This is a genomic window from Pseudomonas sp. zfem001, from assembly GCF_032621725.1.
GTDB classification, from domain to species: Bacteria; Pseudomonadota; Gammaproteobacteria; order Pseudomonadales; family Pseudomonadaceae; genus Aquipseudomonas; species Aquipseudomonas sediminis.
Genome location: NZ_JAVYJI010000005.1, coordinates 196130 through 219852 on the forward strand (window position 1 = coordinate 196130; position 23723 = coordinate 219852).

Annotated in this window: 25 protein-coding genes; 13 read left to right on the forward strand and 12 right to left on the reverse strand. The window is 64.9% G+C overall.

Annotation, left to right across the window (positions count from 1 at the left end):
- A complete protein-coding gene (gene hrpB / locus RTH74_RS17320) occupies positions 1 to 2535 on the forward strand; it encodes an ATP-dependent helicase HrpB (protein WP_316915458.1) in 2535 nt (844 codons plus the stop codon).
- A 7-nt stretch (positions 2536 to 2542) separates the two neighbouring features.
- The gene (locus RTH74_RS17325) at positions 2543 to 3349 is read left to right on the forward strand and encodes a TlpA disulfide reductase family protein (RefSeq protein WP_316915459.1); all 807 of its coding nucleotides are present in this window, start codon (positions 2543 to 2545) and stop codon (positions 3347 to 3349) included.
- Between the two features lie 4 nt (positions 3350 to 3353).
- Here the strand turns inward: RTH74_RS17325 and RTH74_RS17330 are convergent, their stop codons facing one another.
- Both RTH74_RS17330 and RTH74_RS17335 read right to left on the reverse strand, forming a co-directional pair.
- Complete coding sequence (locus RTH74_RS17330; RefSeq protein ID WP_316915460.1) at positions 3354 to 4088, reverse strand: transporter substrate-binding domain-containing protein; 735 nt, start codon at positions 4086 to 4088, stop codon at positions 3354 to 3356.
- A 96-nt stretch (positions 4089 to 4184) separates the two neighbouring features.
- On the reverse strand, positions 4185 to 5276 hold the full coding sequence (locus tag RTH74_RS17335; RefSeq protein ID WP_316915461.1) for an endonuclease/exonuclease/phosphatase family protein: 1092 nt from the start codon (positions 5274 to 5276) through the stop codon (positions 4185 to 4187).
- 221 nt (positions 5277 to 5497) lie between these two features.
- Here RTH74_RS17335 and RTH74_RS17340 point away from each other — a divergent pair, with 221 nt between their 5' ends.
- Complete coding sequence (locus tag RTH74_RS17340) at positions 5498 to 6343, forward strand: SDR family oxidoreductase (protein ID WP_099526221.1); 846 nt, start codon at positions 5498 to 5500, stop codon at positions 6341 to 6343.
- A complete protein-coding gene (locus tag RTH74_RS17345) occupies positions 6343 to 7086 on the forward strand; it encodes a transporter substrate-binding domain-containing protein (RefSeq protein ID WP_316915462.1) in 744 nt (247 codons plus the stop codon). Before RTH74_RS17340 ends, RTH74_RS17345 begins: the two co-directional genes overlap by 1 nt.
- A gap of 12 nt (positions 7087 to 7098) precedes the next feature.
- Here the strand turns inward: RTH74_RS17345 and RTH74_RS17350 are convergent, their stop codons facing one another.
- The 3 genes from RTH74_RS17350 to RTH74_RS17360 form a co-directional block, all read right to left on the reverse strand.
- Entirely contained in the window at positions 7099 to 7533 is a 435-nt protein-coding gene (locus RTH74_RS17350) for a VOC family protein (RefSeq protein WP_125834509.1), read from the reverse strand.
- A 59-nt stretch (positions 7534 to 7592) separates the two neighbouring features.
- Positions 7593 to 8261 (reverse strand): hypothetical protein, encoded by a 669-nt coding sequence (locus tag RTH74_RS17355; protein ID WP_316915463.1) that lies wholly within the window; start codon positions 8259 to 8261, stop codon positions 7593 to 7595.
- A gap of 63 nt (positions 8262 to 8324) precedes the next feature.
- Positions 8325 to 8810: a YbaK/EbsC family protein gene (locus RTH74_RS17360; protein ID WP_316915464.1), complete on the reverse strand. Its 486-nt coding sequence runs from the start codon at positions 8808 to 8810 to the stop codon at positions 8325 to 8327.
- Positions 8811 to 8911: 101 nt separating this feature from the next.
- Here RTH74_RS17360 and RTH74_RS17365 point away from each other — a divergent pair, with 101 nt between their 5' ends.
- From RTH74_RS17365 to RTH74_RS17375, 3 genes are all read left to right on the forward strand, one after another.
- Entirely contained in the window at positions 8912 to 9391 is a 480-nt protein-coding gene (locus RTH74_RS17365) for an NYN domain-containing protein (RefSeq protein ID WP_099526217.1), read from the forward strand.
- A gap of 8 nt (positions 9392 to 9399) precedes the next feature.
- Entirely contained in the window at positions 9400 to 10002 is a 603-nt protein-coding gene (locus RTH74_RS17370) for a 3'-5' exonuclease (protein ID WP_316915465.1), read from the forward strand.
- A gap of 225 nt (positions 10003 to 10227) precedes the next feature.
- Positions 10228 to 11571, forward strand: coding sequence for a DEAD/DEAH box helicase (locus RTH74_RS17375; protein WP_316915466.1), 1344 nt, complete (start codon positions 10228 to 10230; stop codon positions 11569 to 11571).
- 148 nt (positions 11572 to 11719) lie between these two features.
- Here RTH74_RS17375 and RTH74_RS17380 read toward each other — a convergent pair whose 3' ends face one another.
- From RTH74_RS17380 to RTH74_RS17395, 4 genes are all read right to left on the reverse strand, one after another.
- A complete protein-coding gene (locus RTH74_RS17380; RefSeq protein ID WP_296229606.1) occupies positions 11720 to 12082 on the reverse strand; it encodes a VOC family protein in 363 nt (120 codons plus the stop codon).
- A gap of 52 nt (positions 12083 to 12134) precedes the next feature.
- Positions 12135 to 12566 (reverse strand): PAS domain-containing protein, encoded by a 432-nt coding sequence (locus RTH74_RS17385; protein ID WP_041980629.1) that lies wholly within the window; start codon positions 12564 to 12566, stop codon positions 12135 to 12137.
- A 4-nt stretch (positions 12567 to 12570) separates the two neighbouring features.
- The gene (locus RTH74_RS17390) at positions 12571 to 13572 is read right to left on the reverse strand and encodes a response regulator (protein WP_316915467.1); all 1002 of its coding nucleotides are present in this window, start codon (positions 13570 to 13572) and stop codon (positions 12571 to 12573) included.
- A gap of 72 nt (positions 13573 to 13644) precedes the next feature.
- On the reverse strand, positions 13645 to 14889 hold the full coding sequence (locus RTH74_RS17395; protein ID WP_316915468.1) for a TIGR03862 family flavoprotein: 1245 nt from the start codon (positions 14887 to 14889) through the stop codon (positions 13645 to 13647).
- Positions 14890 to 15001: 112 nt separating this feature from the next.
- Between RTH74_RS17395 and RTH74_RS17400 the strand changes: the two genes are divergently transcribed.
- Positions 15002 to 16135 (forward strand): aminotransferase class V-fold PLP-dependent enzyme, encoded by a 1134-nt coding sequence (locus RTH74_RS17400; protein ID WP_316915469.1) that lies wholly within the window; start codon positions 15002 to 15004, stop codon positions 16133 to 16135.
- Between the two features lie 27 nt (positions 16136 to 16162).
- Here the strand turns inward: RTH74_RS17400 and RTH74_RS17405 are convergent, their stop codons facing one another.
- Positions 16163 to 17083 carry a histone deacetylase gene (locus tag RTH74_RS17405; RefSeq protein ID WP_316915601.1) on the reverse strand — a complete coding sequence of 307 codons (921 nt, stop codon included), beginning with the start codon at positions 17081 to 17083 and terminating at the stop codon, positions 16163 to 16165.
- Between the two features lie 57 nt (positions 17084 to 17140).
- Here RTH74_RS17405 and RTH74_RS17410 point away from each other — a divergent pair, with 57 nt between their 5' ends.
- The 4 genes from RTH74_RS17410 to RTH74_RS17425 are packed head-to-tail and all read left to right on the forward strand — an operon-like array spanning position 17141 to position 20761.
- Positions 17141 to 17701 carry a GNAT family N-acetyltransferase gene (locus tag RTH74_RS17410; RefSeq protein WP_316915470.1) on the forward strand — a complete coding sequence of 187 codons (561 nt, stop codon included), beginning with the start codon at positions 17141 to 17143 and terminating at the stop codon, positions 17699 to 17701.
- A complete protein-coding gene (locus tag RTH74_RS17415; RefSeq protein ID WP_316915471.1) occupies positions 17698 to 19305 on the forward strand; it encodes a SagB/ThcOx family dehydrogenase in 1608 nt (535 codons plus the stop codon). Before RTH74_RS17410 ends, RTH74_RS17415 begins: the two co-directional genes overlap by 4 nt.
- Positions 19302 to 20171: an acyl-CoA thioesterase II gene (gene tesB / locus RTH74_RS17420; protein ID WP_296229598.1), complete on the forward strand. Its 870-nt coding sequence runs from the start codon at positions 19302 to 19304 to the stop codon at positions 20169 to 20171. The genes RTH74_RS17415 and tesB overlap by 4 nt, the downstream gene beginning before the upstream one ends.
- Positions 20168 to 20761: an HAD family hydrolase gene (locus tag RTH74_RS17425; protein WP_316915472.1), complete on the forward strand. Its 594-nt coding sequence runs from the start codon at positions 20168 to 20170 to the stop codon at positions 20759 to 20761. The genes tesB and RTH74_RS17425 overlap by 4 nt, the downstream gene beginning before the upstream one ends.
- An 87-nt stretch (positions 20762 to 20848) precedes the next feature.
- On the opposite strand, the gene RTH74_RS17430 is transcribed toward RTH74_RS17425, so the two are convergent.
- Positions 20849 to 21943, reverse strand: coding sequence for a lipase family protein (locus RTH74_RS17430; RefSeq protein WP_316915473.1), 1095 nt, complete (start codon positions 21941 to 21943; stop codon positions 20849 to 20851).
- A gap of 47 nt (positions 21944 to 21990) precedes the next feature.
- Positions 21991 to 22947, reverse strand: coding sequence for an SDR family oxidoreductase (locus RTH74_RS17435; RefSeq protein ID WP_316915474.1), 957 nt, complete (start codon positions 22945 to 22947; stop codon positions 21991 to 21993).
- A gap of 106 nt (positions 22948 to 23053) precedes the next feature.
- On the opposite strand from RTH74_RS17435, the gene RTH74_RS17440 reads away from it, so the two are divergent.
- The gene (locus RTH74_RS17440) at positions 23054 to 23665 is read left to right on the forward strand and encodes a TetR/AcrR family transcriptional regulator (protein WP_179544012.1); all 612 of its coding nucleotides are present in this window, start codon (positions 23054 to 23056) and stop codon (positions 23663 to 23665) included.
- Positions 23666 to 23723 lie beyond the last annotated feature (58 nt).

Below are 23723 nucleotides of genomic sequence, written 5' to 3' on the forward strand. Positions count from 1 at the left end.
ATGAACACCCTGCCGATCGATTCGCTGCTGCCTGATTTGCGCGATGCACTGAGCGCCCGCCACGAAGTGGTGCTGGAGGCGCCGCCCGGCGCCGGCAAGACCACCCGCGTGCCGCTGGCGCTGCTCGACGCGCCCTGGCTGGCCGGGCAAACCATCCTCATGCTCGAACCGCGCCGCCTGGCTGCGCGTGCTGCCGCCGAGCGCCTGGCCAGTGAGCTCGGCGAGCGGGTGGGCGAGACGGTTGGCTATCGCATTCGTCTGGATAGCAAGGTCGGGCCGAAGACCCGTATCGAGGTGGTCACCGAAGGCATTCTTGCCCGCCGTCTGCAGGATGACCCGGCGCTGGATGGCGTTGGCCTGGTGATCTTCGATGAGTTCCACGAAAGAAGTCTGGATGCCGACCTGGCCTTGGCGTTGACGCTCAACGGCCGCGCCATGTTCCGCGCGGCGGACAGTGGCGAGGCGCCGCTCAAGGTGCTGCTGATGTCCGCCACCCTTGAGGGCGAGCGCCTGGCTGCGTTGCTGGGCGAGGCGCCGGTGCTACGTAGCGAGGGCCGCATGTTCCCGGTGGATATCCGCTGGAGCGCGCCATTTCAGCCGGGCGAGTGGATCGAGCCGCGTGTGCTGCAGACGGTGCAGCAGGCACTGGCCGACGAGCCGGGCAGCCTGCTGGTGTTCCTGCCGGGCCAGGCCGAGATTCGCCGCGTGGCCGAGCAACTGGGCGAGGCGCTGAGCGATCGCGACGATATCCTGCTCTGCCCGCTGCATGGCGAGCTGGAACTGTCCGCCCAGCGCGCCGCTATCGAGCCGGCTCCGGCAGGCAAGCGCAAAGTGGTGTTGGCGACGAACATCGCCGAGACCAGCCTGACCATCGACGGCGTGCGCGTGGTGGTCGACGCCGGCCTGGCACGGGTGCCGCGCTTCGACCCGGCCAGCGGCATGACGCGCCTTGATACCCAGCGTATTTCTCGCGCTTCGGCCACCCAGCGTGCCGGTCGTGCTGGCCGCCTGCAGCCGGGCGCTTGCTATCGATTGTGGTCACAGGCGCAGCACGAGCAACTCAGCGCCTATTCCGGTGCGGAAATCCTTCAGGCCGATCTGTCCGGTCTGGCCCTGCAACTGCTGCGCTGGGGCGTGACGCCGCAGGAACTGAGTTGGCTCGACGTACCACCGCCCGCCGCCTACGCCCAGGCGCTGGATCTGCTCGGCCGCCTCGGCGCTCTGGATGAACGTGGTGCACTCAATGCCCATGGCCAGGCCATGGCCGAGCTGCCCAGCCACCCGCGCATTGCCCATCTGCTGCTGCGTGGTCAGGCGCTGGGCCTCGGTGAATTGGCTTGCGATCTGGCGGCCTTGCTGTCCGAGCGCGATATTCTGCGCGGCGGTGGCGCTGATCTGCACAGCCGCTTAACCCTGTTATCTGGTGAAAGCCGCGCCGCGCGTAGTGCCCAAGGTGGTGTGCAGCGTGCGCGGCAACTGGCGAAACAGTTTCACGGGCTGATCAAGAATCGTCCGGTGACTCAGGCGGTGAGCGACCCCGGGCATCCGCGTTGGCTCGGCTGCCTGCTGGCTTTCGCCTATCCAGATCGTATCGCCCAGCAGCGCCGTGCCGGTGGCGCCGACTACCGCCTGGCCAATGGCCGCGCGGCGCAGTTCGGTGAAGCCGATGCCCTGATGAAGCACGAATGGCTGGTGGTCGCTGAGCTGGGCAGTCGCCAGGGCCAGCGCGAGGAACGCATCTACCTGGCTGCCGATCTCGACCCGGCGCTGTTCGTCGGGGAGTTGGCCGAGCAGGTGCAGACGCTGGAGGTGCTCGACTGGGATGAGCGCGAGGGCGTGCTGCGCGCCGAGCGCCAGCGCAAGGTCGGCGAGCTGGTGATGGAGCGCCAGGCGCTGGCGGCGCTGGACGAGGCCGCGCGCGGCCGGGCATTGGTCGGCCTGGTGCGGCGCAAAGGTTTGGAGCTGTTGCCCTGGACGCCCGAGCTGCGCCAGTGGCAGGCACGTGTGGCGTTGTTGCGCGAGCTGGACATTCAGCAGCAGGGGCAAAGCGAATGGCCTGATCTGTCCGATACCGCCCTGCTGGCCAGCCTCGAACAGTGGCTGACGCCCTACCTGGGCAAGGTCAATCGCCTCAGCCACTTTGCCACTCTCGATCTGCCTTCGATCCTGCAGACGCTGTTGCCCTGGCCGTTGCCGCAACGCCTCGACGAACTGGCACCGCGCGCGCTGAGCGTGCCGTCCGGCTCACGCATTGCCATCGACTACACGGACAACCCGCCGGTGCTCGCCGTGCGCCTGCAGGAGCTGTTCGGCCTGGCTGCCACACCGCGCATCGCCGGTGGCCGCTTGGGCCTCAAGCTGCATTTGCTTTCGCCAGCACGCCGTCCAGTGCAGGTGACCCAGGATCTGGCTAGCTTCTGGGCCAATACCTACATCGATGTGAAGAAAGACCTGAAGGGGCGTTACCCCAAACACTACTGGCCGGACGATCCGTTGATCGCTGAGCCCACTGCGCGGGCCAAACCAAGAAAATGAGAAGTCGATGCTGACACTGAACATTGGGCCTTTGGCCCTTGGTGTATCCCATGTGCTGCTCTTGGGCAGTCTGCTGCTGGCGACGCTGGTCGGCTGGTTGATCGGCCGCCGGCACGGCTGCAACCCGGAAACGCAGCTGTTTCGCATGCTTATGCTGGGGTTGCTGGTGGCGCGGCTGGCGTTCGTGCTGGTGTATGCCGGTTACTACCGGGATGAGCCGTGGCGCATGGTGGACATCCGTGATGGCGGCTTCATCGCCTGGCCGGGCGTGCTCGCCGGGCTGATGCTGGGTGCCTGGTATCTCTGGCATCGGGCACCACTGCGGCGGCCGTTGGGAGTGGCGATGAGCGTCGGCCTGGCACTGTGGCTGGGCGGCAGCCTGGTGTTGCAGGCGCTGGAGCAGGGCACGCGGCTGCCCGATCTGCAGGTGCGGGATATGCAGGGTAATCCTGTGAATCTGCGCGACTACGCGGGCCAGCCGTTGGTGGTCAATCTCTGGGCCACCTGGTGCCCGCCATGCCGGCGTGAGATGCCGGTGCTGATGCAGGCGCAGCAGCGTGAAGCCGGGATTACCATCCTGTTCGTCAATCAGGGGGAGAGCGCTGCGTTGGTGAACGATTTCCTCCTGGCGCAGCAACTGAGTCTGGACAACCTGCTACTCGACGAGCAAGTGCAACTGGGCCAGTTGGTGGGCTCGCGAGCTTTACCCACCACACTTTTCTACGATGCCGACGGGAGGCAGGTCGGCAGTCATCTGGGCGAGCTGTCACACGCCAGCCTGGAGCGGGCGCTGGCCCAATTGCGCGGCGATTGACGCGTCAATACAGCCACAGATCTTCGCCGGCATCCTGCAATTGCTGATACACCCGATCCAGGTCCTCGCGCAGGCGCTCGGCATCAGGCGCATGGCGGGAGTAGATCAGCCGTAGCGGCAGGCGTTGCACCTCGACGAAGGGCAGATCGCCCATGCCCAGCGTGCGTTTGGCCTGTTCGACGGGGGCCTGGTAATCCAGCAGGTAGTCGCCGCGTCGGCGCTGGAGCATTTCCAGAGCTGAAGTGTGGTTGGACGTGCGGTGACGGGTGATGTTGCGCGCCGGATCTTCCAGCCACTGATTGACGTCCTGCCAGTAGCTGTAGCCGGTGATCAGAATCACCCCGCGGTCCTGCAGGTCTTCCGGGATGCGCGGCGCGGGTGTGCCGTGGCGAAAGTACAGGTTGAGAGTGATCTCGCCCAGCAGGTGCTTGCCTTCGAGGGTGTGCCCGGCCAGCTCCGGTTTGCCTGAGGCGCCGGCCCAGATATGGATACTGCCGTCGAGCAGACCGCCGTAGAGGCGGGCGCCGGGGTAGGAGCGAAAGTCCGCCTGGTATCCCGCCTCGTCGAGCAGGCGTGCGGCCAGCTCCAGGCCCGAATCGCTGGGCTGGCCCTGCGCGTCGGTATAGGAATAGGGCGGAAACTCGTAGTAACCGACGTGAACACGTTGTCTGGCCTCTGCCGCATGGGCGGCATGCAGCCATAGCAGGGCGATGAAGAACAGGCAGAAAGGTCTTGGCATCCGAGTATCGCGGCTCTTCGCCGTCTTTTCGTTGTTATCGAGTGGTGCTCAACGAGCATGGACAAGTCCCGGTGGGCTTGTCCAGTTCTGCGCGGCTTATTCCTGACTCGGCAGGAAAAAACGACCGATCACCGGCAAATGATCGGAAATGGCCAAGGTATCGCGCTGGCGAACCCGGCTGGCGAGTGGCGTCAGGCGGGGGCTGTAGAAGAGGTAGTCGAGGGTACGATCCGGGCCGCTGGCGGCGGGGTCGTTGGGGTAGTGGGTGTACCACCTGGCCTGATCCTCGCCGCTGGCCTGTTGCAGGCTAGGAATCATCGGGTAGCGGCGGGCCAGGTCCTGCAGTTCGCTGTCGGCGGCGTACCAACTGCGCTGGTTCTCTGGCAGATGCTGGAACTGGCCGGGCGGCAGCAGGTTGAGATCGCCACCCAGCACCCAGGCCTTGCCGGCTCTTTGCAACTGCTGAAGCAGGCCATCGGTCATCTCTACCTGGCGCAGCATGGTATCCGCGCCCTGGGCGAAGGCATCGAAATGGGTGTTGATCGCCACCAGTTCGTCGCCACCGCGAATCGGCAGGTAGCTGACCAGCAGTGCGCGCTTGAGTTGAAACTGGCGGCTCAGCAGGTCGCTTTCCAGCATGGGCAGTTGCAGGCGTTCGGCGCGGGCGATCTGGAAGCGGCTGAGGGTGCCGAGCTTCATGCCGACGCTGCCGAGGATGTGCGGGTGTGGGACGAAGCCGGCCTTCCAGTAGAACGCCTGAGTGCTGCAGGGGTAGAGATCGCCCAGGCGCGCCTGTAACAGGGCCAACTGATCCTGGTAGTCGCTGGCCCTGGCGTTGTCATGCAACTCCTGCAGCAGCACCACGTCGGGCTTTTCGTCGCGCAGGATGCGCACCACTTCATCCAGCGTCAGGGCCAGGTCTTCGCTGCTCGGGCGTTCGTCCGGACCATCGCCGCCGGGCAGGTCGTACCAGAACACGTAGCGTTTGCCGGCCAGGTATTGCACGTTCCAGGTCATCACCTTGAGTGCTTGGCCAGGTTGCAGTTGTGCGACCTGGCCGCTACACGACACGGCCGCCTCTTCATGGGGTTGCGGGCGCCAGGTCAGGGCGTAGACCAACGCGAGCAGCACGGCGAGCGAGGGCAGCGCGATGAGCAGGAGCAGGCGAAGCGGACGATGCAGAGACATGATGAAACGGGCGACTATGCTGGAAGGAGGCGAGGATACCCGAGTGCGTCGGATCGGCCCAGGCATGCGCAGTGCTAAGCGGTTCCCGCTCCGTTTCGCCCGTCAGGGACAGCGGCCAGGGGCTGCAGTACCATGCCGAAAGGTTCGACAGGCCGCGCCGTCGGCCGTCATGCTGGATGCTTACTGGCGCGTCGCCAACACTGGGCTTTGGGGAGCCGTGCATGTATCGCAAGGTATTTGCCAACAAGGTATTCGACCGCAAGGTGGTGCTGATCACCGGTGGCTGCGCTGGCATTGGCCGGGCGTTGGCCATGCGCCTGGCACAGGCGGGCGCGCGCCTAGTGATTCTCGACCTCAATCAGGCGGCGCTGGACAGCCTGGTGCAGCACCTGGCCGATCATCACAACGCCGAAGCGCTCGGTCTGCTCTGTGACGTCGCCGATGCTGGGGCCGTGCAGCGCGCCGTGGCGCTGGCAATCGAGCGTTTCGGTGGGATCGACGTGCTGGTCAACAACGCCGGCATCACCCACCGCAGCACGTTCGCCGAGACCAGCCTGGAGGTCTTCCAGCGGGTCATGGCGGTCAACTATTTCGGTGCCCTGCATTGCACGCAGGCGGCATTGCCCAGCCTGATCGCTCGGCGTGGGCAGATCATCGTGCTCAGCTCCTTGTCCGGCATCGCGCCTTTGCTCTATCGCAGCGCCTACAACGCCAGCAAGCACGCACTGCACGGCTTGTTCGAAACCCTGCGCTACGAGCTCAAGGGCTCGGGGGTGAACGTGATGCTGGTGTGCCCGGGCTTCACCGCCACCGACCTGCGCAAGAATGCCCTGGTCGGTGACGGCTCGGTGGCGGCCCAGGCACCGCTGGCGATGGGCAAGGTCGCCTCGCCGCAGGATGTGGCGGACGCCATCTACCAGGGCGCGCTCAAGCGTCGCCGCTTGTTGGTGCTGTCGAACGTCGATTGGCGCGCGCGGGTGCTGGCGCGTTTCTTCCCCAGGCTGTTCGAGCGTGTGCTGCTGCCACGCCTGTCCGGCCTGAAGCCGCGCAACCAGGGGCGCATCTGATGCGTGCCTGGCTATTGATCCTGTTGGTGCTGGCGTCGCTGTGCCGGGCCGATGAGGCGCCGCCGCTGCGCGTCATGACCGATCTGTGGCCGCCGTTTCGCATGCTCAGGGAAGATGGCCAGCTGCAGGGGCTGGACATCGATCTGCTCAACGAGCTGTCGCGCCGCACCGGCATGCGTTTCGACGTGCAGCGCGCACCCTGGGCGCGTGGGCTGGCGGCGTTGGAGCAGGGCACCGCGGACATGATGACCGGCCTGGCCAAAACGCCTGAGCGCGAGCGCTATATTCGCTATCTGGATGTGCCGTACTACGCCTGCTCACCGCGTTTCTATGCGAGCCCGGCGCGGGCTGCGCAATTGAACGACTATGCATCGCTACGCGGGCTGCGGATCGGCTATGTGCTGGAGTCGGTGTATTTCCAGCCGTTCGACAGCGACGAGGCGCTGGACAAGGTCGGCGTCAGCAACGAGCAGCAGTTGCTGGAAATGCTCACCCGTGGTCGCATCGATGCCCTGGTTGGCACCGACTGCCAGGTCGACTATTCCCTGCTCGATCCAAAGCTGGCCGGGCGGATCGCCAAGGCTGCCTACCAACCTGAGGCGCGCACCGAACTCTATATCGGTTTCTCGCGCAAACGCCTGGCGCGTATGCCAGAGCTGGCTGCTGCGCTCGATACCCTGCTGCATGAAGGATGGCTCGCCAACGCCGCGCTGCGCTACCAGCCGGTGGTGGCGAACCAGTAGGCGCTTGGTGCCTCAGCCGTGGTCGTGCTGCGCCTCGCCGGCGAGCATCAGCGCCACGTCCCAGAAGGCGGCCTCGATCTTGTGGCCGTCGAGATCTCTGACGAAACACCCGTAATAGGGCTCGCCATAATCCGGGCGCGGCCCTGGCTGGCCTTCGTCCTTGCCACCGGCTGCCAGCGCCGCCTCGTGAAACGCATGCACCGAGGCCTTGTCCGGAGCGACGAAGCCGAAGTGGCTGCCATTGCCCAGCGTTGCGGGTTGACCGTTGATTGGCGTCTGCACCCAGAACTCCGGGTACTCGCGGCCGAAGGCCACCGCACCGGGGTGGCGCATGATCTCTCGGCAACCGAGGGTCGCCAGCACCTTGGCGTAGAAGGCGCTGGCGGCGTCGAAATCATTGGTGCCAATGGATACGTGGGACAGGATGCTCGGGTTCGTTTCGCTCATGGCGCTCTCCTTACGCAGGCCAAAGCTGCAAGCCTAGCAGGTAGTTTTTCAACAGCCCGCTAGTCACTGTTCTCGGCATTTGCCGCCTGCTGCGGTTCGAGCAGCATGAACAGGCGAAACAGTACGACGATGGCGAACAGTTGCAGGAAGCCGTTGCCGGCCTGATGCAGCACCCACAGCAGGGTGTCGCTCTGGCTTGGCTGCGTCCACCAGTCGAGCAGCCACAGCGGTACCAGTACGTTGGCCAGGCAGGCGAATACCGGCCAGAAGCGCCCTTCGGTCATCGTGAAGCTGGTCTGCAGCGCGCGCAGCGGTGGCTCCTGGCGCAGCACCAGGATCAGTTCGGAGAAGGCCAGGCGCATCATGATCCAGATGCCCGGCACTATGAACAGCGACAGCCCGAGCATGATTGCCAGGGTGCTCAGCCCCGCCATCAGGGCGAAGGTCGGCCACAGCTGCAGGCCAGCCGCGAACAGCTGCGCATTGCCGGGCGTCTGACCGATGCTGCGTGCATGCAGGAAGAGAATCAGCGGCGCGGCATACAGCGGGTAGAAGAGAATGCCGAGCAAGATGCCATAGGCCGGGTTGGCGCCTTCGCCGAGCTGGGCGGCGAGCAACGTCTGGGCGATTGCTTCGAGCAGCAACAGTGGCAGGGTCAGGCGGGCAATGGCCGCCAGGTTGTGGCTGGAGAAAAACCAGGCGTCACGCAGGACGGACAGAGGCTTCATCGGCAGGTCACCAAGTATGGGGGCGTGGGCGCTGTGGCCGTTCGCCGGGGCAGTCGAATGGGTTCAAGGGTACTCCAGCTGCGCGTTGGGCTGCGCCTTGAGCAGACGCGGCAGTTCGCCGCCGGGCACTTCCAGGGTCAGTTCGGGCGGGCCGGGCGAATACAGCAGAAAGTCGCAGGCCAGCACCGCGCGGTCGATCAGCAGGGTGATGCTGGCGTCATGACCGAACGGGCAGGCGCACATCGGAACGCAGCCGGTTTGCTCGATCAGTTCCTCGTCGCTGGCGATGCGCGGGCGACTGCCGAGTAGCGTCCTGAGCCTGGCCCAGTCGGCGCGGACGCCTTCGAGGGTGATCAGCATGGCGTAGCGCTGTGCACCGTTGCGCAGGAACAGGCTCTTGCTCTCCACTCCGCGCAGGCCGAAACGCTGGCGCACGGCATGGGCGGTGGGGTAATCCAGCACCGGCTCATGCTCGACCAGGCGGTGGCTGATTCCCAGGCGCTGGAGCAGGTCGAGGTTACGCTGGCACAGCTGTTGTAGGGACGTCATGGCGCCAAGGATAGGGGCTGCGCCGCGCTCGGGCCAGCCCTGGGCGCGCCTGCCGCCCGGCTCTGGCATACTGGCGCCTTCGTCGCCCCCGAGGACTCCAGGTGAAGAAGATCGCCGTATTCGCCGATGTGCAGAACCTCTACTACACGGTGCGCCAGGTGCATGGCTGCCATTTCGACTACAGCGTGCTGTGGGCCGAGGTCAGCCGCCGTGGGGTGATCGTCGAGGCCTACGCCTATGCCATCGACCGGGGTGACGCCAAGCAGCAGCAGTTTCAGCAGATCCTGCGCAAGCTGGGTTTCACCGTGAAGCTCAAACCCTATATCCAGCGTGCCGACGGCTCGGCCAAGGGCGACTGGGACGTGGGCATCACCATCGACGTGCTCGACGCCATCGAGCGCGTCGACGAGATCGTCCTGGCCTCCGGCGACGGCGATTTCGACTTGCTGCTCGAACGCGTGCGCAGCCGTGGCGTCGAAGCCATCGCCTTCGGCGCGCCGGGGCTGACGGCGCAGTCGTTGATCCGGGCTGCCAGCCTATATGTGCCCATCGAGGGCGAACTGTTACTACGCAATAACTGAGGTTTTACGTGGAATCCATCGCCGTCATCGACTTCGAAACCACTGGCGTGTCGCCGAGCCAGGCGCGCGCCACCGAAATCGGCGTGGCGATCATCGAGGACGGGCGCATCGTCGACCGCTACCAGAGCCTGATGAACAGTGGCGCCTGGGTGCCGCCGTTCATCGAGCAGCTCACCGGCATCAGCAACGCCATGCTGCGCAAGGCACCGCCGTCCGATCAGGTGATGCACGAGGTGGCCGACTTCATCGGCGAGCGGCCGCTGCTGGCGCACAATGCCTCCTTCGACCAGAAGTTCTGGGATGCCGAATTGGCTCGAGTGCGTCGTCGTCGCTTGCAGCCTTTCGCCTGCTCGCTGCTACTGTCGCGGCGCCTGCTGCCGGAGGCACCGAGCCACAAACTGGGTAACCTCAACGCCTGGGTCGGCTTGCCTGACACCGGCCGCGCCCACCGTGCCCTGGCCGATGCAGAGATGGCCGCGAACCTGACGTTGCACCTGTTCGGCCTGCTGCGTGAGCGTCATGGCCGGCACCAGGCCGATCATGCCTTTCTCTGCCAGTTGCAGAACCTTTCGGCGGCCAAGGTGCGGGCGTTGCTGGCCACTGCCAGCTGAGTTTGCCTCGTATCTGTGGGAGCGGCTGGGCGGCATTCCACTTCAGCCGCGAAGTGCTGTGGAATTGCGTGGGCGAATCTTCAGCAACGAGCATCGCTGTCGCGGCTAAAGCCTCTCCCACGGTTTGGTAGCTTGCCGGGCAATTTCGCGGCTGAAGCCGCTCCTACGGCAGGTGTGAACGGGTAAACTACGCGCCAGTTCTTCTACTTCCTGCGGTTACCCTCCATGACCTTCGCTTCCCTCGGTTTGATCGAGCCGCTGCTGCGCACCCTTGCTGACCTCGACTACCAGATGCCGACCCCGGTGCAGAGCCAGGCCATTCCCGCCGTGCTCAAGGGTCGTGACCTGATGGCGGCGGCGCAGACCGGCACCGGCAAGACCGCCGGTTTTGCCCTGCCGCTGCTACAACGCCTGACCCTGGAAGGCCCGCAGGTCACCAGCAACAGCGTGCGCGCGCTGGTACTGACGCCGACCCGCGAGCTGGCCGAGCAGGTACTGCAGAGCTTCCTTACCTACGGCCAGCACCTGCCGTTGAGCAGCTATGCGGTGTACGGCGGGGTCAGCATCAACCCGCAGATGATGAAGCTGCGCAAGGGTGTCGACGTGCTGGTGGCCACGCCAGGTCGGCTGCTCGACCTTTATCGACAGAACGCCGTGAAGTTCTCCCAGCTGCAGACTCTGGTGCTGGATGAAGCCGACCGCATGCTCGACCTGGGTTTTGCCCGCGAGCTGGATGAATTGTTCAGCGCGCTGCCGAAAAAGCGCCAGACCCTGCTGTTCTCCGCCACCTTCTCCGATGCCATTCGGCAGATGGCTGGCGAGTTACTGCGTGACCCGCTGTCGGTGGAAGTTAGCCCGCGCAACGCCGCCGCCAAGACCGTCAAGCAGTGGCTGATCCCGGTGGACAAGAAGCGCAAGAGCGAGCTGTTCCTGCACCTGCTGCAGGAAAAACGCTGGGGTCAGGTGCTGGTGTTCGCCAAGACCCGCAAGGGCGTAGACCAGCTCGAGCAGGAGCTACTGGCCATGGGCGTGGCCGCCGACTCGATCCACGGCGACAAGCCGCAGCCGAGCCGCCTGCGCGCACTGGAGCGCTTCAAGGCTGGCGAGGTGCAGATTCTGGTGGCCACCGATGTGGCCGCGCGCGGCCTGGATATCGATGACCTGCCGCTGGTGGTCAACCTCGACCTACCGATCAACGCCGAAGACTATGTGCACCGCATCGGTCGTACCGGTCGCGCCGGTAGCACGGGCGAGGCGATCTCCCTGGTCTGCGCCGACGAGGTGGATCAGCTGGCGGCGATCGAGAACCTGACCCAGCAGTTGATCAAGCGTGTCGACGAGTCGGACTTCATTCCCGATCACCGCGTACCGCAGACGGCGGTGGGTGGCCAGGTCCTGAAAAAACCGAAGAAGCCCAAGCAGAAACTGATCCCCGGCGCCGCCAAACCGGCCGGCAAGGGCAATATCCACCTTGGCCGCTGGTTCGAAGAGGAAGACGCCAAGCCGAAAGCCAAGGCGGTGCGCAAGGTGCCGAGCTTCGGCAGCAAGCCCAAGGGTGGCAAGAAGTAAGGGGAGCTGGTTGGAGAAGCTCGCGGCTAAGGCGCAGTGCCGCCCAGCCGCTCCCACAGGTGCGTGTTTTTCGATGTGGGAGGGGCTTTAGCCGCGACAGGGCATAGTGCGTAGGGCGGACAACGCGAAGCTTGTCCGCCAGTGATGTTCAGATGTTCTGCGCGATTCGCCACAGCACGCCGCTGGGGTCGAACAGCATGAATTCGCGCATGCCCCAGGGCTGATCCTGTGGCGCGATCAGTCGTGTACCAAAACGCTCCTCCAGGCGTGCTGCCTGAATCTGCTGCCACCAGGCATCGACTTCCTCCACCAACAGATGCATGACGAAGTTTTCTGCTTGCTCCTTCACGTAGAAGTTCTGCAGCAGGAACGCACAGTGGTCGCCGTGGCTGAAGTAGGTCAGCTGTTCGTCGCCCCAACCACGCTTGAAACCCATCGCCTGGTAGAAGTCCTGGCTCAGGCTGAAGTCCCGTGCCGGGACGAAGGTTTTCAGTTCAACACTGCGCAGCATGTAAATCCCTTTTTCGTCAGAACCGTAGCGCGGATGCAATCCGCGCTACGGATCATTGAGTCGTTCGTGCGGCCACGGCAGCGGCGGTCATGTCATAGATCACCAGGCATACATGCTCCACCGGCTGGCCCGCCAGCGGCAACAGGGTGACGTTCTGATACATGAAGTCGGCCTGGCCGGTGATCGGCTGGTAACTCTTGAAGCGCATCAGGTAAGGGCGCTGTTGCCACAGGCTGAAGGCGCGGGTGCCCAGTTGCACCACGCTTTCCACCTTGCGTTCCAGCCAGGGGCGGTCGATGTCGGGGAACAGCTCGAACAGCGAGCGGCCCTGCACCTGATCCGGGCCCAAACCGGAGTGGTTTTCCATGAAGGCGTTCCACACCTCAACGCGGTACTGGCGGTCGAGCACCACCACGCCAACGTCGATGCATTGCACGATGTCGAGCAGCCAGTGGACTTCCTTTATATCGATCTGCGCGGGCATCGTCTCACTCCATCAGGTAGCCGATCTTGGCGGTCAGGCGCTTGATCGAGTCTTCGGTGAACAACAGCAGCAGGTCGAAATGGATGGCGTGGCCCTCCAGGCTGTAGCTGATCTCAACGGCCAGGGTCTTGCGCCAGCGCTGACGGTTGACCTGGATGATCTGGTCAAGGCTGGCGTGCTGGCCGAGCAGTTGCGGGTGGCCCTGGGAGAAACGCAGGTCGAGCTGCTCGGCGATACCGGCGAGGCAAGCGCCGATCAGGATGCTGGCCAGATCCAGGAGCATCTCCGAGGTTTCCGCTTCGTTCTTCGGCTGCCAGCCGAGCAGGCGCGCCATGTCCTCCACTTCCGAATCATGGAACAGCAGCAGGGCTTCGCCGGCGATGGCCTCGCCGATGAAACCCTGGCAGATGGCGCTGAAGCGCTCGCCGCGTTGAGCGTCGAGCAGGGTCATGTGCAGCTCGCTGACTTCGAAGATGTTCACCTGCGGCACCGGCAGCTGCACGAATACACCCAGTACCTTGGCCAGCAGTGCGGCGGCGCGGCCCATGGCAACGTTGCTGACTTCGCGCAGGGCATCGCGGAAGCTGACTTTCAGGTCCGACAATGCCACCCCCTGGGCCTGCGCCGCTGGCGTGCCCTGCGGGTTGAACAGGCCCAGCGCGATCAGCGTCTGGCGCAGAATCTCGGGGTCGGCGGGTTTCTTGATGAAGGCCAGGGCGCCAAGTTCACGCACGCGGCGCACGGCTTCTTCCTGGACGTCGCCGGAGACCACGATGACCTGGCTGCTGAGCCCTTCGGCGCGCAAAGCGGCCAGGGTCTGGTAGCCATCGAGCACCGGCATGGTCAGGTCGAGCAGCATGACCTGACCCTGTCCCTGGCGGATCAATGCCAGTGCTTCTTCGCCGTTGGTGGCCTGGCTGAGGGTGACCGGCCATTCAGCCGGCAGCGCGCGGATCAATTGCTTGCGCGCCATATTGGAGTCGTCGCAGACCAGCAGAGGGATCACGGCAGCTAATTACCTGTGTGGGAAGCGCTGAGATTGAGCATAGCCGTAGCCTGCGTGGCGTCACAGCGGTTTTCAGCTGTAGCCCGGATGCAACCAGCCGAGTATGCCCTGTGCCGCGACCCGGCCACTGGCGAAACACCCAGTGAGTAGATAGCCACCGGTGGGCGCTTCCCAGTCGAGCATTTCCCCGGCGCAGAACACGCCGGGCAGCGCCTTGAGCATCAGGCCGTCATCCAGCGCCGCGAAGGGCACGCCGCCGGCGCTGCTGATCGCCTCGTCCAGCGGCCGGGTGCGCAGCAAGGTAATCGGCAGCGCCTTGATCCAGGGCGCCAGATCGGCCGGTTCGGCAAAGGCAGCAGCAGGTGCCAGTTCACGCAGCAGCCCGGCCTTCACGCCGTCGAGGCCGGCCTGGCGATGCAGGTGCTTGGCCATCGAGTGCTTGCCGCGCGGTCTGCCCAGCGCCTGTTGCAGCTTGGCCAGCGGCATCTGTGGCAGCAGGTCGAGGTTGATCACGGCCTGGCCGTCGGCCTCGATGGCGCGACGGATGTCGGCGGAAAAGGCGTACACCAGGCTGCCTTCGATGCCGCCCGCCGTCAGCACGAACTCGCCGATACGCGCGGGCTGATCCGGCAGGGCGAGGGCGACGTTCTTCAGTGGCGCGCCGGCGAATTTCTCGCGCAAGTAGTCGCTCCAGCCGGCGACCTCGAAACCGCAGTTGCTCGGTTTCAACGCCGCCACTTCGATGTCGCGTGCTTGCAGCAGCGGCACCCAGGCGCCGTCGGAGCCCAGGCGCGCCCAACTGCCGCCGCCCAGTGCCAGCAGGCAGGCATCGCTGACCACGGCGCGTTCGCCGTCCGGCCCGCCGATGCGCAGGCTGCCGTCGTCATTCCAGCCCAGCCAGCGGCTGCGGGTATGGATCGCCACGCCCAGATCGCGCAGGCGGCGCAGCCAGGCGCGCAGCAGCGGCGCAGCCTTCATGTCGCTGGGGAACACGCGGCCGGAGGTGCCGACGAAGGTGTCGATGCCCAGGCCGTGAATCCAGGCGCGCAGGGCGTCGGCATCGAAACCTTGCAGCAGCGCCGCGACCTCGCCCTGGCGCTCGCCGTAGCGGCCGATAAAGGCTTCCTTGGGCTCGGAGTGCGTGATGTTCATGCCGCCAACGCCCGCCAGCAGGAACTTGCGCCCCACCGAGGGCATGGCATCGAACAAATCTACGTGCACGCCGCCCTGTGCCAGCACCTCGGCAGCCATCAGCCCGGTAGGGCCGCCGCCGATAATGGCAACGTGATGGGCGTTGGGCTTGGTGGCTGTGGTCATGGTGGCAGGCGGTCCGAGAAAGGCTGCGTATTCTACCCGAGTGCTCCCTGGCCTTGTCATTTGCACAGGGTTAGTGCAGGTTCTGGTCGAACCTTTTTGGCTGGAGCCCGTTATGTCCCAGATCTGCCCCGACATCGATCCTGATGGCCTGATCGAATATTCGGTGGTCTACACCGACCGCTCGCTGAACCATATGTCGCAGTCGTTCCAGGGTGTGATGCGCGATATCTCCGCCACTCTCAAACAGGTCTACAACGCCCATGCCGTGGCAGTGGTTCCGGGCAGCGGCACCTACGGCATGGAAGCGGTGGCACGGCAGTTGGCAACTGATCAGAAGTGCCTGGTGATCCGCAACGGCTGGTTCAGCTATCGCTGGACGCAGATCTTCGACATGGGCCGGATTCCCGCCGCGGCGCAGGTACTCAAGGCACGCCCGGTGGCCGACGGCCCTCAGGCTGCCTTCGCCCCGGCGCCGCTGGACGAAGTGCTGGCCACCATCGCTGCCGAGAAGCCGCAGGTGGTGTTCGCCCCACACGTGGAAACCTCCTCAGGCATGATCCTGCCGGACGATTACCTGCGTGCGGTGAGCGATGCGGTGCACGCCGTCGGTGGCCTGTTCGTGCTCGACTGCATCGCCTCTGGCACCCTCTGGGTGGACATGCAGGCCTGCGGCATCGACGTGCTGATCAGCGCCCCGCAGAAGGGTTGGAGCGCCTCGCCCTGCTGCGCCCTGGTGATGCTCAGCGAGGCGGCCCAGGCGCGCGTCGAGGCGACCCAGAGCACCAGCTTCGCCTGCGACCTGAAGAAATGGCTGCAGATCATGCAGGCCTACGAGCAGGGCGGCCACGCCTACCACGCCACCATGCCCAGCGATGCGCTGGCGCGTTTCCGCGACGCCATGCTGGAGGCCAAGGCCCTTGGTTTCGCCAAGGTTCGCGAGCAACAGCAGGAACTCGGTGACCGGGTACGCGCTCTGCTGGCGGCACGCGGCTTCAAGAGCGTCGCGGCCAAGGGCTTCGAGGCGCCTGGCGTGGTGGTTTGCTACACCGACGATGCGCAGATCAAGACCGGCGCCAAGTTCGCCGCCATCGGCCTGCAGATCGCCGCAGGCGTACCGCTGCAATGCGACGAACCGGCGGACTTCCAGACCTTCCGGCTTGGTCTGTTCGGCCTGGACAAACTGGGCAACATCGAACGTACCGTGGCGACCCTGGAGCAGGCGTTGAACATGGTGCTGGCCGGCTGATCGTCAGGGTCATGTAGGGGCGGGCGTCTAGCCCAACCCTCGTGCCGCCCACACCTTCGCCGCGCTGTGATGGAGGATGCCGTGGCGGCGGGCGAGGGCGGCGTGGTCCTTGGAGTAGCCCCCGCCGATCACACCCAGTACCGGGATGTCGCGGCCCAGACAGTGCTGCAGCACTGCTTCGTCACGGGCGGCAAGGCCCGCGTCAGTAAGTTGCAGGTAGCCCAGGGCATCGTCCTTGTGCACGTCGACGCCGGCGTCGTAGAGCACTAGGTCCGGTTGATAGATCGGCAGCAGGTAGTTGAGGATGTCGTCCACCACCTTCAGGTAATCCTCATCGCCCATGCCGCGAGGCAGGGGGATGTCCCAGTCGCTCTGCGCCTTGCGCGCCGGGAAGTTCTGTTCGCAATGCAGCGACACGGTAACCGCGTCCGGCTCGTTCTCCAGCAGCCGTGCGGTGCCGTCGCCCTGATGCACGTCGCAGTCGAAGATCAGCACCCGGTGCACGCGGCCAGCTTCGAGCAGGTAGCGGGCGATCACCGCCAGGTCGTTGAAGATGCAGAAACCAGACGGAAAATCGTAGTGCGCATGGTGCGTGCCGCCAGCCAGATGGCAGGCCAGGCCATGACGCAGGGCCAGTTCGGCGGTCAGCAGCGAGCCACCGACGGCGCGCACGGTGCGTCGGGCCAGAGCATCGCTCCAGGGCAGGCCGAGGCGGCGCTGATCCTCGTAGGACAGCTCGCCAGCCATATAGCGGGCGATATAGTCCGGGCAATGCACCAGGGCGAGAATCTCTGCCGGGCACAGCTCGGGACACTGCAGCTCAGCATCCGTGGTCAGGCCGCTATCGACCAGGTGATCGCGCAACAGGCGGAATTTCTCCATGGGGAAACGATGCCCGGCCGGGAAGGGCGGGCTGTAATCCTCGTGGTAGACCAGCGGTAGCGGCATACAATGGGCGCTCATCGAATCGACGCATTATGGTCGCAGCCAATCGAGATAATCGCCATGCCCCTGATCGAAACCTCCGCCGAGCGCCTCTTGCTGCGTACCTGGCGCGACAGTGACCTGCCGGCGCTGGTCGCACTTAATGCCGACGCCGAGGTGATGCGTTATTTTCCCGCGCCTATGGACGCCGAGCAGAGCGCACAACTGCTGGCGCGCATACGTGCGCATTTCGATCAGCACGGCTTTGGCTTCTGGGCGCTGGAGCGGCGCGATACGGGCGAGTTGATCGGTGTCACGGGCCTGGCTCACGTCGGCTTCGATGCGCCGTTCGTGCCGGCTGTGGAAATCGGCTGGCGTCTGGCACGGGCGCACTGGCGTCAGGGCTATGCCAGCGAGGCGGCGCGCGCTTCACTGGCCGTGGCCTTCGAGCAGCTTGGGTTGGATGAGGTATTGAGCTTCACCGTACCGGCCAATCTGCCGTCGCAGGCAGTGATGCGCAGCATCGGTATGCAGCGTGACGAAAGCGCCGACTTCCTCCACCCGCGTTTGCCGGACGGCCATCCACTGCAACCGCATGTGCTCTACCGCATCCGCCGCGAGCAGTGGGAGGCGCAGCGATGACCGACGTGCTCGCCTATCACCAGCTCAGCAAACACGCCCCCGAGCGTTTCGCTCCGGGGCCGGGGCAGCTGGATTGGGCGACTCAGCCGGCGCCGTTTCGCCGCTATGAGGGCGCCCGATTGATCGAGTTGTACCACCGCCCGCTGGAAGAAGGGCCCGCGTACGACACGGCTTTCGCCGGGCCGCAGGCCCCGCCCGCGCCACTGAGTCGCGCCAGCGTCTCGCAACTGCTGTACGACAGCCTGGCCATTTCCGCTTGGAAGGAGGCTGGCGGCAGTCGCTGGGCGCTGCGGGTCAACCCGTCGTCCGGCAATCTGCACCCGACCGAGGCTTACCTGTTGCTGCCGCCTGGCGCTGTCGAGGATGACGCTGTGCTGGCCCACTACGCGCCGGATGTCCATGCCCTGGAGGTGCGCAGCGAGCTGCCCGCACCGCTCGGCCGGCAGCTTGCCGACTGCCTGCCACCCGGTGGTTTTCTCCTCGGTCTGAGCAGCATCGCCTGGCGCGAGGCCTGGAAGTACGGCGAACGCGCCTACCGCTATTGCCAGCACGACCTGGGGCACGCCCTGGCGGCGCTGGCCATCGCCGCCGGTGTACAGGGCTGGCAGGTGCGCATGCTGCAAGGCGTGGCCGAAGCACGCCTGGACGGTCTGTTTGGGCTGGATGATGAGCGCTTTCATGAGGCCGAACACGGCGACTGTCTGCTATGGATCGGTCCGGCGCAGACGATGGAGTTCGCCCTGCCCGAGACTCTGCTGACGGCACTGGCGCAGCTTGAGCGGAGTGGTATGCCTAATCGCCTGTCACGTGACTATCGCCACTGGCCCGAACTGCAGCGTGTGCATGGGGTATGCCGCGCGCCAGCGCGGCCCCGTGCCGAATGGAGCGTAGATGCTGCTGGCGTTCGCAATGACAACCCCGGTTTGCCGCTCAGGCCGATCCTGCATCGCCGGCGCAGCGCGCAGAGCATGGACGACCGCAGCGGTATTCAGGCTGCACTGTTGCTGGCCTGGCTGCGCCGCCTGATGCCGGCGCAATCCCCAGTGCCGTTCGCCATGACCGGTGAGCCGAGCGAGATCGACCTGCTGCTGTTCGTCCATCGTGTACAGGGCTTGGAGCCCGGTTTGTACTGGCTGGATCGCACAGGCAGCGGCGTGCAGCCACTGCGCGAGGATTACCTATGGCAGCGGGTGGATGATGACCTGCCGCTGTATCGTCTGCTCGAAGGCGATGCCCGTGGCCTGTCGGGTTTTCTCAGTTGCGGCCAGGACATCGCTGCCGACGGCTGCGTGGCCTTGGCCATGCTGGCGCGAGTGGAACGCGCCGTTGCCAATGGCTATTGGCGTTATCCACGGCTCTACTGGGAATGTGGCCAGATCGGTCAGTTGCTGTACCTGGAGGCCGAGGCGGCGGGGCTTTCCGGCACTGGCATCGGTTGTTATTTCGACGACGCTTTGCGGGAATTGCTCGGCGATGCCGACAGCGGCTGGCAAAGTCTTTACCATTTCACCCTTGGCCGCGCCGTCTGGGATGAACGCCTGACGTCCCTGCCGGCCTATTCCCAACCGCGATTACCAACCCCTGCACAAGGAGAGACTCCATGACCCAGGTACTCGACGATCTGGTCGCGCTGCTGAGCCTGGAGCAGATCGAGGAAAACCTGTTCCGTGGCCGCAGCCAGGATCTCGGTTTTCGCCAGCTGTTCGGCGGCCAGGTGCTCGGCCAATGCATTTCCGCCGCCAGCCAGACGGTCGAAGAGGCGCGCCATGTGCACTCCATGCACGGCTACTTCCTGCGCCCGGGCGATGCCAGCCTGCCGGTGGTCTACCAGGTCGAGCGCACCCGTGATGGCGGCAGCTTCAGCACTCGCCGCGTGGTGGCGGTGCAGAAGGGCCAGCCGATCTTCTTCTGCAGTGCGTCCTTTCAGTACGACGAGGAAGGCTTTCACCATCAGAACCAGATGCCGGACGTCCCCGGTCCCGAGGACCTGAAGTCGGAAACTGAGCTGGCGCGCATGGTTGCGCCGATGATTCCCGAGCGCATGCGTGAGCGGTTGACCAGCGACAAGCCGATCGAGATCCGCCCGGTCACCCTGATCAACCCCTTTGCCCCGCAGCCCTGCGATCCGGTCAAGTACGTGTGGTTCCGCGCCGCCGGCGAGCTGCCGGACGACCCGCAGCTGCACAAGTACCTGCTGGCCTATGCCAGTGACTTCAACCTGCTGACTACCTCGATGCAGCCCCATGGCGTGTCGGTGTTCCAGAAGTTCATGCAGGTGGCCAGCCTCGACCACTCGCTGTGGTTCCACCGCAACCTGCGCATGGACGACTGGCTGCTGTACGCCATGGACAGCCCCTGGGCCGGCAATGCCCGCGGCTTCTCCCGCGCCAGCATCTACAACCGTCAGGGTGAGCTGGTGGCCTCGGCGGCCCAGGAAGGCCTGACCCGTGTGCGTGAGGACTGGAAGTGAAGGCACTGCGCGAAGCTCGTAACTGGGTGTTCGACATGGACGGCACCCTGACCCTGGCAGTGCATGATTTCCCGGCGATCAAGCGGGCGCTGGGCATTCCCCAGGAGGATGACATTCTCCATCACCTGGCGGCGCTGCCGGCAGACGAGGCGGCGGCCAAGCATGCCTGGCTGCTGGAGCACGAGCGCGAACTGGCAGTGGCTTCGCGCCCGGCACCGGGAGCCATCGAACTGGTGCGCGCGCTGAGCGAGCGCGGCTGCCAGCTCGGCATCCTCACCCGTAACGCTCACTCGCTGGCCTTGCTGACATTGCAGGCCATCGGTCTGGATGACTGCTTCGCCACCGCCGATATCCTCGGTCGCGACGAGGCGCCGCCCAAACCGCATCCGGGCGGGCTGCTGCATCTGGCCGAACGTTGGACGGTCAAGCCGCAGGAGCTGGTGATGGTCGGCGACTACCGCTTCGACCTGGAATGCGCCCAGGCCGCAGGCGCGCGCAGCGTGCTGGTCAACTTGCCGGACAATCCCTGGCCGGAACTGACCGAGTTGCATGCGCAGGATTGCGCACAGTTGCTGGCCGCATTGAACTGATCGTCCCCGTTTCGGCACCTGAAACACCTGGGCGACGCGTCAGATAAGGTAGTCCTTGAGCGAGTTGCGCCCGATGACTCGCCGGTATCAGTTAGTGACGGCGTGCTTCGGGGCTGCCAGCGCAGTGCTGCCGATGCCGCGCGCCTGGGCAAGGATAGGCTGCCAGTCGGTTTGCCACTGCGTCAGCGCAGCACCATCGCCGCGGAACACCAGATCGAGAAAGGCCAGGCTCAGATCGGCCGTGGCTGTCTTGGTCTTGGCGTTGAGCGAAGGCCCTCCGGTGAGCGAGCGATCGGTGAATATGCTGTGAGAACCATCGCGAAATACCGCCAGCAGCTTGGTCGGGTTGGCCACCGCGTCGTAGATCGCCAAGCGGTCATCCGCTCCTGAGCGATAGCCTGGAATCTGGATCACGTCATCGGTTGCAGTCACATGCAGAGTCGGTACCGAGACCTGGCCGAGCACCGCTGCCAGGTTGTTTTCGCCATAGAACGGCGGGGCCGAAATGATCACCGCGGCGGCGAAGCGAGGGTCGCGGTAATTGATGACCTGACCTTTCCTGACCACCTGCGCGCCCACCGAGAGCAAGGCGGTATTGGCGCCGTAGGAGTGCCCGGCCACGACGATGCGCTGTTGATCGATCGCAGCACCCATTTGCCCTGTCACAGTGGAAAGCATCTGGTCCAGTGCGAAGTGCACGTCGCTGGCGCGGGCCATCGCCTCGCTTTCCTGAGCGGCATCATGCAGGCGCTCCACCACGCCGAACGGGTTGCCTCGCCACAGCGTGGAATCACTGCCGATGTGCTGTACGTGCAGGCTGGCGACGCCATGGCTCGACCAGTGCTTGCCAAGGTAGCTATAGCCTTTGCGCGAGCCGCCGATGCCATGGGAGAACACCACCAGCGGTACGCTGGCACCTGGCTGTACGTTTGCCGGCCAGTAAAGACGTACTGGAACGGCGCGCGAGCGGGATTGATCGACCCAGTCGAAATCGGTGATCTCGTAGGCCGGCTCATCTTCTTCGGTTGCGCTGGCCGTGGCCGTATTCGAAACGGCCAGCATGGCCAGCAATGCAGTGGCCACCACTCGCCAGCCTTTACGCTGAGACTGGGCGGCGAGTTCAGTCGCTGTGGAGGTGACAGGGTCGTCGTTGCTGGCTGGGTAGTTCAGAGTCGAGTTCATCGTGATACGGATTCCTGGCTGCGGCGGGCGAATGATCGAAATGGCGGCTATGGAAAGAGCTGATAGGGCTTGTTGGCCCGCAAGGGAGCGGCGGGATAGCTCAGGCCGACCAGGCGCTCGGATTCGTTCCATAAACGTCTGGCCATGCCCAGATCCGTCGCTTGCAGAGGCGTTCTGGCGAGTGTGGGATAACCGCGGGTTTCGCTCATTCTGTTCGGGCCGTAATAGGCGCCGCCCTGAGCGTGCGCTGCGGTCGCGGCGAACAGCGTCGGCAGCGCACCCTGAGCCGCTGGTTGGAACATGAACCAGAGCAGGCGGCGCGCACTGCCGGCCGCGCTCCACTTGCCAGCACCATTGGGTAGAAGTTCGGTGCGGGAAATCCCTGGGTGCGCGGCGATGCTGCGGATGCCCCAACCCGCTGCATTGCTACGGCGCTGCAGCTCCAGGGCGAACATCAGGCAGGCTAGCTTGGATTGGCTGTAAGCGACCATCGGCTTGTAGTTACGGGTGGACTGCAGGTCGTTCAGGTCAATCGCGCCTTGCCTGGCGGCAATGCTCGAGAGGCTGATGACGCGCGGCTCATCGCCCTTGCGCAGCAGCGGCAGTAGTCGTGAGGTCAGAGCGAAATGGCCGAGGTGGTTGGTGCCGAACTGCAGTTCGAAACCATCGGCCGTCTCCTGGCGCTGTGGCGGCGTCATCACCCCAGCGTTGTTGATCAGCAGGTCGATGTGCCCGTCGGACTCGCCAAGGCGTTTGGCGAAAGCCTCGATAGAGTCGAGGCTGGCCAGGTCCAGCTGCTCGAAGCAGACGTCAGCGCCCGGAGTGGCTTGGCGTATCTGTTCGACGGCTGCCGCTCCGCGCGATGGATTGCGGCCGGCGAGTATGACCCGCGCTCCCGCCTCGGCCAGGGCTTTTGCGTCTTCGAAGCCGAGCCCGCCGGTGCCGGTGATAACGGCGGTGCGACCCTTTAGTGAAGGGATGTCGGAAACTGTCCAGTTGGCCATGATCGTTGCCTTGCCTCAGAATGGAGCGCTAATCTGAATGCATGAATAATTGCACTGAGTGCAAATATTAGTGCACTGAGTGCAGTTATCGCAATAGGCTATTGGAATGTCCGAATCTCTCCCTCCCGAGGGCCATGCACCTGCCGAAGGCCTGCGAGAGCGCAAGCGCCGGGCCACTCGGCAGCGTATCGCCGAAGTCGGGCTGCAGTTGTTTCTCACAAATGGTTACGAAAGCACCACGCTCGATGCGATTGCTGCCGAGGCGGGTATCTCGCGGCGTACCTTCTTTTCCTATTTCAAGTCGAAGGATGACGTCATCTTGTCCTGGCAGGAGGCCGGCTGGGCGGGCATCCATCGCGAGCTGCTGCAGGTGTCGCCGGATATCGCGCCGTTGGACGCCGTGCGTGATGTATTGGTGAGTCATATCTCCCGCTATACCACCGAGCAGATGGCAGCCATCGACCGCTTGATGCGCTCCAGCGAGTCGCTGCTGGCGCGCAAGCAGGCGTATTACGCCGAGCAGGAGAAACAGCTGTTTGCCACGCTCTGCGAGGTCTGGCGTCAACCCGAGCGGCGCATGACGCTGCGTGTGGTGGCCATGGCGTCACTGGGGGCCATGCGCCTGGCGATCCAGACCTGGCAGGAGCAGTCGGGCCAGCCCAAACCCGTGGCCAGTTATCTCAAGGAGGCGTTCGAAACGCTCAAGTCCGAGCTCTGATCGCATTGGCAATGTGCACGCCGGGCCGAATAAAAGAGGTTCTTGTGGGGAGATACGC

Coding starts and splice junctions, on each gene's coding strand:
- hrpB (WP_316915458.1), top strand. CDS start 1: ATGAACACCCTGCCGATCGATTCGCTGCTGCCTGATTTGCGCGATGCA.
- RTH74_RS17360 (WP_316915464.1), bottom strand. CDS start 8,810: ATGACGTCCCTACAACAGCTGTGCCAGCGTAACCTCGACCTGCTCCAG.
- RTH74_RS17400 (WP_316915469.1), top strand. CDS start 15,002: ATGTCCCAGATCTGCCCCGACATCGATCCTGATGGCCTGATCGAATAT.
- RTH74_RS17440 (WP_179544012.1), top strand. CDS start 23,054: ATGTCCGAATCTCTCCCTCCCGAGGGCCATGCACCTGCCGAAGGCCTG.
- RTH74_RS17325 (WP_316915459.1), top strand. CDS start 2,543: ATGCTGACACTGAACATTGGGCCTTTGGCCCTTGGTGTATCCCATGTG.
- RTH74_RS17380 (WP_296229606.1), bottom strand. CDS start 12,082: ATGCTGCGCAGTGTTGAACTGAAAACCTTCGTCCCGGCACGGGACTTC.
- RTH74_RS17410 (WP_316915470.1), top strand. CDS start 17,141: ATGCCCCTGATCGAAACCTCCGCCGAGCGCCTCTTGCTGCGTACCTGG.
- RTH74_RS17330 (WP_316915460.1), bottom strand. CDS start 4,088: ATGCCAAGACCTTTCTGCCTGTTCTTCATCGCCCTGCTATGGCTGCAT.
- RTH74_RS17340 (WP_099526221.1), top strand. CDS start 5,498: ATGTATCGCAAGGTATTTGCCAACAAGGTATTCGACCGCAAGGTGGTG.
- RTH74_RS17395 (WP_316915468.1), bottom strand. CDS start 14,889: ATGACCACAGCCACCAAGCCCAACGCCCATCACGTTGCCATTATCGGC.
- RTH74_RS17435 (WP_316915474.1), bottom strand. CDS start 22,947: ATGGCCAACTGGACAGTTTCCGACATCCCTTCACTAAAGGGTCGCACC.
- RTH74_RS17355 (WP_316915463.1), bottom strand. CDS start 8,261: ATGAAGCCTCTGTCCGTCCTGCGTGACGCCTGGTTTTTCTCCAGCCAC.
- RTH74_RS17345 (WP_316915462.1), top strand. CDS start 6,343: ATGCGTGCCTGGCTATTGATCCTGTTGGTGCTGGCGTCGCTGTGCCGG.
- RTH74_RS17385 (WP_041980629.1), bottom strand. CDS start 12,566: ATGCCCGCGCAGATCGATATAAAGGAAGTCCACTGGCTGCTCGACATC.
- RTH74_RS17375 (WP_316915466.1), top strand. CDS start 10,228: ATGACCTTCGCTTCCCTCGGTTTGATCGAGCCGCTGCTGCGCACCCTT.
- RTH74_RS17350 (WP_125834509.1), bottom strand. CDS start 7,533: ATGAGCGAAACGAACCCGAGCATCCTGTCCCACGTATCCATTGGCACC.
- RTH74_RS17335 (WP_316915461.1), bottom strand. CDS start 5,276: ATGTCTCTGCATCGTCCGCTTCGCCTGCTCCTGCTCATCGCGCTGCCC.
- tesB (WP_296229598.1), top strand. CDS start 19,302: ATGACCCAGGTACTCGACGATCTGGTCGCGCTGCTGAGCCTGGAGCAG.
- RTH74_RS17430 (WP_316915473.1), bottom strand. CDS start 21,943: ATGAACTCGACTCTGAACTACCCAGCCAGCAACGACGACCCTGTCACC.
- RTH74_RS17405 (WP_316915601.1), bottom strand. CDS start 17,083: ATGCCGCTACCGCTGGTCTACCACGAGGATTACAGCCCGCCCTTCCCG.
- RTH74_RS17415 (WP_316915471.1), top strand. CDS start 17,698: ATGACCGACGTGCTCGCCTATCACCAGCTCAGCAAACACGCCCCCGAG.